The 5,763-nt window shown below is 50.2% G+C and carries 4 protein-coding genes, 1 tRNA gene and 1 pseudogene; 5 read left to right on the top strand and 1 reads right to left on the bottom strand.

What is annotated here, in order from left to right:
- Positions 1 to 1,548, top strand: a pseudogene (locus tag QVO97_RS07830) (hypothetical protein); the annotation flags it as partial.
- A gap of 144 nt (positions 1,549 to 1,692) precedes the next feature.
- Here QVO97_RS07830 and QVO97_RS07825 read toward each other — a convergent pair.
- Positions 1,693 to 2,517 carry an EFR1 family ferrodoxin gene (locus QVO97_RS07825; RefSeq protein WP_022359786.1) on the bottom strand — a complete coding sequence of 275 codons (825 nt, stop codon included), beginning with the start codon at positions 2,515 to 2,517 and terminating at the stop codon, positions 1,693 to 1,695.
- A 363-nt stretch (positions 2,518 to 2,880) separates the two neighbouring features.
- On the opposite strand from QVO97_RS07825, the gene QVO97_RS07820 reads away from it, so the two are divergent.
- The 4 genes from QVO97_RS07820 to QVO97_RS07805 all read left to right on the top strand — a co-directional run bounded on the left by QVO97_RS07820 (position 2,881) and on the right by QVO97_RS07805 (position 5,760).
- A complete protein-coding gene (locus tag QVO97_RS07820; protein ID WP_022359785.1) occupies positions 2,881 to 4,095 on the top strand; it encodes an L-aspartate oxidase in 1,215 nt (404 codons plus the stop codon).
- Positions 4,061 to 4,912, top strand: coding sequence for a carboxylating nicotinate-nucleotide diphosphorylase (gene nadC, locus QVO97_RS07815; RefSeq protein ID WP_022359784.1), 852 nt, complete (start codon positions 4,061 to 4,063; stop codon positions 4,910 to 4,912). The genes QVO97_RS07820 and nadC overlap by 35 nt, the downstream gene beginning before the upstream one ends.
- Before the next feature lie 47 nt (positions 4,913 to 4,959).
- Positions 4,960 to 5,499, top strand: coding sequence for a transcription repressor NadR (locus tag QVO97_RS07810; protein ID WP_333489813.1), 540 nt, complete (start codon positions 4,960 to 4,962; stop codon positions 5,497 to 5,499).
- A 187-nt stretch (positions 5,500 to 5,686) separates the two neighbouring features.
- Positions 5,687 to 5,760, top strand: a tRNA-Arg gene (locus QVO97_RS07805).
- Positions 5,761 to 5,763 lie beyond the last annotated feature (3 nt).

Below are 5,763 nucleotides of genomic sequence, written 5' to 3'. Positions count from 1 at the left end.
AAATCAATTCCGTCCAGTGGAAAAAACAATCATGCGATCAAGGCGGATGGAAGTAAATATTATGCTCCGTGGGTGCGTGGCGGTGAGATTGATGCAATCCGGGCAACAAAATATAAAATTCAGGATGCCTTGAATCAATATCTTTCTAAAAATAACACGACACTAGAAAAAGAAGTTCTTAAATACTACAACGAGAAAGGGGGAACTTCCTACACAACGATCGAGGAACTGCTTTCTAAGAATGAAGCAGCGGCAAATGAACTAACGCGAGCGGGAGAGAGCGGAAATTCTTCCTTGGCTTCTCTAGATCCGATGCTGATTCACTCCAGCAGTCAGTATGATAATTTTTATCAGAATATTTTCAGCTTCAATGTCGGCAGCCAGGAGGATATGAAAAAATTCCTGGAAAATGAAAATCTGGGTCACGGTCATGGTCATGGAAATTGGGCGACGGATGGGTGTGAGATGACGATCGGCGATTATATGGCGGATAAGTTAAATGAAACGGATGGTGCATGGGATAAGGCAAATGCATATTTTAATGCACTCTTAAAATCGGGCGTCTCATCGGAAGAAGCCACCTGGGTGGCATTTACGATGGCAACCAATATTGATGGTTCGCGTGCGGATAATGATTATCAGAATACCGCCTGGAACTGGTACAGTTCCATGGTTCTCAAACAGCAGGATGGCACCTTCAACCTGACCAAGGTAGATACGGATGGCAGCCAGCTCGGAGATGACGAGGGTGAGGGGCAGACTTCGTTCTATCTCTGGTATATAGACAGCAAGACGGAGACAGATGAACAGGGAAATCAGAAGACAACGGATGTGACAAAATACTGTGTTTATGTGGATCCGGTCTACGAAACGGTAGAAAATGGAGATGGGACGAAGAGCCAGAAACTGGTAAAAGATGGATATTATGGCTGGGTTGAGTACGATCCGGACAACAAAGAGTTAAATTATACCGTCTCGACGACCAACGGAACCCTGAATATTGATTATGCACTTTTAGAGGGAGTGGTCTATTACCTTCAGGAAAAGGCGGCGCCAGATGGATATAAGGTGGATTCCAATATTTATGTGATCTGCGATGAAGAATCGTATCAGCAGATGACAGCCGAAAAAGGGGTAAGCAGTGTGATTAACCCGGCCACCGGCGTGGAGAGCGCTGTGGTTTATATGGGCGCAATCAAAGGCGGCGAAACCCTGAAAGTAAACTTTGTCAACGGAAAGACAGCTCCGAAGCCAGATCCAACCCCGGATCATGGGGGTGGCGGAAGCCACGGCGGTCATGGAGGCGGCGGTTCCAGTTCTGGCGGAAAGAAGACAACCTCTGCGGGACCGGGGACAGTCACCGAAGAACCGGTGCTTCCGGAACAGCCGGCGGAAGTGCCGATTGAAAACATTCCTGCACAGGGACTTCCGAAGACAGGAGAGGACGGAGTAAACACATCGGCTCTGATGCTGACACTCGGGCTGATCGCATCTGCTTATGTATGGATGAGCGGCAGACGGGAGGAAGAAGAGAACCGTAAAAACTAAAAGAAAACAGTGATGATAAAGACGCAGAAACGTTGTAAACAAGTATAAATCGAACAGATATAAATCAAACGGCAGCTGCTAAACAGGTGGATACAGTAAGTATCTCTTCCTGTTTGGCAGCTGCCGTTTGTCAAAATATATTTTTTAAATAAAATACTCCGCCTCACTCCTGCGTGTATAGTTCTGCTCCAGCATCGCGACGTGGGACAGAAAAGCCTCGTTGTCGAAGTATTTCGCGCCAGCCGGGCAGATCTTGATGCACGCCTGACATTTAATGCAGATACCGGTGCAGGTGTCCGGTGCATCTGCCGGGATAGAGCCCATCGGACAGACCGTTGCACAGATGCCGCAGCCAGTACATTTTTCCGGATCGGTGACTGGTTTGGCTTTCAGGAAGACAGCCGGTTTTCCGTCGGTGCCGAGCGGGGTGTAATATGGTCCGACCGGATCATCGCCGCGCACGGCAATCGGAGCCGGGATTTCGGTCAGGGAAGCGACCTTTTCAGCCGCCTTGATGCCGAACGCGTGGATCTGTGCGAAATCATCCGCATCTGGACGTCCGGTTGCCAGCTTGTCGCTGAATACGTGCTCGGTCGGGATACCGGCACCTGCGATGGTGTGGAAGCCGTGCGCCTCTAATTCATTGCGAAGCTCGATGAGCCCATTGTCGAAGTTGCGGTTTCCGAAGACAGCCACCGGAACGGCGAGCGCGCCATTTCCCTCAAAATGGGTCTGTACAAATGGGAGCATCTTGTTCGGGATGCGTCCCGCGTAGACCGGGGTGCCGATGACGAGCAGATCGTCTGCCCCGTATGTATGAACTTTTTCGCGGCTTTCCGGCAGCGTGAAATCATAGGAATCCATCGGGACGCCGAGCGTGTCAGCGATCGCCTGCGCCAGCGTGGTAACAACCTTTTTCGCGTTGCCGGTCGGGCTGAAATAGACTGCGTGTACGTGATTGATTTTCATGAAAATACCTTCTCTTCGTATGCTTAAATTTAATTCGGTAAAATACCTTATTATAGTAGGTATTTTAATGGATTTATGGTGGGCTGTCAATGAAACTGGAGTTTTTTGGTTACTGGGCACGTATGCGTGAATGGTAATATGTTTTTTACAGAATCGCCCAAAATATCATTACATATGTCTTGTCACATGAAATAATATGTGCTATACTGGTGCGGATGCACAAATGAAGTTTTGGATTGAAAGAGAACTCTGTTTGCGATAGGAGCATAGAGTGGCGGATAGTATTCTGCGATTTGAAGGCTGAACTATCTGCGGGATAAAAAGATAAGTGCAAACTTATGGTATAGAAAGGAAGGCAACAAAATGGTCCGAGAGGAAAATTATGATGTGGTCATCGTCGGGTGTGGCGTAGGCGGTCTGTACACCGCTTTAAACCTGCCGTCGGAAGACCGGATCTTAATGATTTGCAAGGAAGATATAGAGAGCTGTGATTCCATGCTGGCGCAGGGAGGTATCTGCGTGCTGCGGGATGAGACGGATTATGATGCGTATTTTGAGGATACGATGCGCGCGGGACACTACGAGAACCGCAAGGAGAGTGTGGATATCATGATCCGCTCCAGCCGGGATGTGATAAATAGTCTGCTGAAATTAGGCGTAGGGTTTGACAAAAATCCAGATGGCAGTTTAAAATATACAAAGGAGGGCGCGCATTCGCAGCCGCGTATCTGTTTCCATGAGGACATCACGGGAAAAGAGATCACGACGACCCTGCAGACGCGTGTAAAAGAACTTCCGAATGTAGAAATCCGGGAATATACCGTTATGACGGATATTTTGGTTGAAAATGGTATCTGCACCGGCATTCTGGCAAAGAATGCAGCCGGCGATATTTTAAAGCTCCATGCGAAAGACACGGTTCTGGCGACCGGCGGCATCGGCGGGCTTTACAAGCATTCGACGAACTTCCCGAGCCTGACGGGCGATGGACTGGATGTGGCAAAGAAACACGGCGTGCGTCTGGAGCATCTCGATTATGTCCAGATTCATCCGACCAGCCTGTACAGCAAGAAGCCGGGACGCAGCTTCCTGATTTCAGAATCGGCCCGCGGCGAGGGGGCAGTTCTGTTAAATGGAAAGGGCGAGCGCTTTGTCGATGAGCTTCTGCCGCGTGATGTGGTGACGCAGGCGATCGAGAAGGAGATGGAAAAAGAGGGCAGCGATCATGTATGGCTGTCGTTTAAGGCAGTTCCGGAGGAGACGATCCGGAACCATTTTCCGCACATTTATGAGGAGTGCTTAAAAGAGGGCTACGATATCACGAAGGAACCGGCTCCGGTCGTACCGGCGCAGCATTATTTTATGGGCGGTATCTATGTTGATCATTTCTCCGAGACGACGATGGACCACCTGTATGCGGTTGGTGAGACGAGCTGCAACGGCGTACACGGAAAGAACCGGCTTGCCAGCAACAGTCTGCTGGAAAGCCTTGTATTTGCAGAGAGAGCGGCAGGCAAGATCGCCGGACGGGAGGACGAAGAGTATGAATCCAATTACGATGCAGCTTGTTGCGGATGAGTATATCCGCATGGCGTTAAAGGAAGATATCAACAGTGAGGACGTTTCGACGAACGCGGTCATGCCGGAATACCGCAAGGGCGAGGTACAGCTCTTAGCCAAGGCAGACGGTATTATCGCCGGTTTACAGGTGTTTGAGCGCGTGTTTAAACTTCTGGACGAGGCGACCGAGACAAAATTTGAGGTAAAAGACGGGGATACCGTCACAAAAGGGCAGTTTTTAGGCGTGATCACCGGCGACATCCGGGTGCTTCTTTCCGGCGAGCGGACGGCGCTTAACTATTTACAGCGGATGAGCGGCATTGCGACCTATACGAATCAGGTGGCGAAGCTCTTAGAAGGAACGAAGACGACGCTTTTAGATACGCGCAAGACGACCCCGTGTATGCGTATATTTGAAAAATATGCGGTCAAGGTTGGCGGCGGCAGCAACCACCGTTACAACTTATCGGACGGCGTGATGCTCAAGGATAACCATATCGACGCAGCCGGCGGAGTTAAGGCGGCGGTTGAGGCGGCGAAGGAATATGCCCCATTTGTCCGCAAGATCGAGGTGGAGACGGAAAATCTCGATATGGTGCGCGAGGCAGTGGAAGCGGGCGCTGATATTATCATGCTGGATAATATGACCCCGGACGAGATGGCGGAGGCGATCCGCATCATCGACGGACGCGCCGAGACGGAGTGTTCCGGAAATATGACGAAGGAAAATATCGCAACGATCACGAAATTAGGCGTAGATTATGTGTCCAGCGGCGCGCTGACGCACTCGGCACCAATTCTGGATCTGAGCCTCAAACATCTGCGGGCATTATAAAAATTTAAAAACTAAGAAAGGACAGGGAAAACAGGATGGAAACAACGATGACAGGAGTACAGCGGAGAAAGAAAATACTGGAAATGCTGGGACAGTCATCCACACCGCTTTCCGGCGGGGCGCTGGGGCGGGCAGTCGGCGTGAGCCGTCAGGTGGTGGTGCAGGATATCGCGCTTCTGCGTACCGAGGGACACCCTGTCCTTGCGACTGCCCGCGGTTATGTGCTGGAGGTGCCGCACCAGACGGAACGCCTCTTTAAAATGTGCCATACGACCGAGCAGACTCGCGAAGAGCTGAATACGATTGTTGATCTGGGCGGCGAGGTGCTGGATGTCATGGTCAACCACCGCATCTATGGAAAGGTATCGGCGCCGTTAAATATCCGCAGCCGCCGCGATGTTGAGGCATTTGTGGAAAATATCCGGACTGGGCGTTCCACGCCGCTTTTAAACGTGACATCGGGCTATCATTTCCATCACGTGGCTGCCGATCAGGAGGAGATTCTTGACGAGATCGAGGCAGCGCTGCGGGAAAAGGGATTTCTGGCGGACTTCCTGTCATACGAGCAGGAAGAGGTGGAAAAATAGGGGGAAAGTCAAAAGAAATGAATTTTTGAAATTATTTTAAAAAATATGAAATTTCCTGTTGACATTCTTTTTCAAATGTTATATACTATCTTTGCTGTCGATGAGACAGACAAGCAGTTGGCTGAGAGGTCAGATGCGGGAATGGTTACAGTGCCGGATAAAACGGTCAGAATCGCAAAATGAATATGAGTCTGTAGCTCAGCTGGATAGAGCAACGGCCTTCTAAGCCGTGGGTCGGGGGTTCGAATCCCTTCAGGCTCGTTT

It is taken from the genome of Clostridium sp. CAG:43 (assembly GCF_000434655.1).
In the GTDB taxonomy this organism is placed as follows: domain Bacteria; phylum Bacillota; class Clostridia; order Lachnospirales; family Lachnospiraceae; genus Otoolea; species Otoolea fessa.
This window is presented reverse-complemented; position numbering and strand designations above follow the sequence as displayed.

Bases quoted from the DNA above. Each gene is read 5' to 3' on its own strand.
- QVO97_RS07825 (WP_022359786.1), bottom strand. From the start codon at position 2,517: ATGAAAATCAATCACGTACACGCAGTCTATTTCAGCCCGACCGGCAAC.
- QVO97_RS07820 (WP_022359785.1), top strand. From the start codon at position 2,881: ATGGTCCGAGAGGAAAATTATGATGTGGTCATCGTCGGGTGTGGCGTA.
- nadC (WP_022359784.1), top strand. From the start codon at position 4,061: ATGAATCCAATTACGATGCAGCTTGTTGCGGATGAGTATATCCGCATG.
- QVO97_RS07810 (WP_333489813.1), top strand. From the start codon at position 4,960: ATGACAGGAGTACAGCGGAGAAAGAAAATACTGGAAATGCTGGGACAG.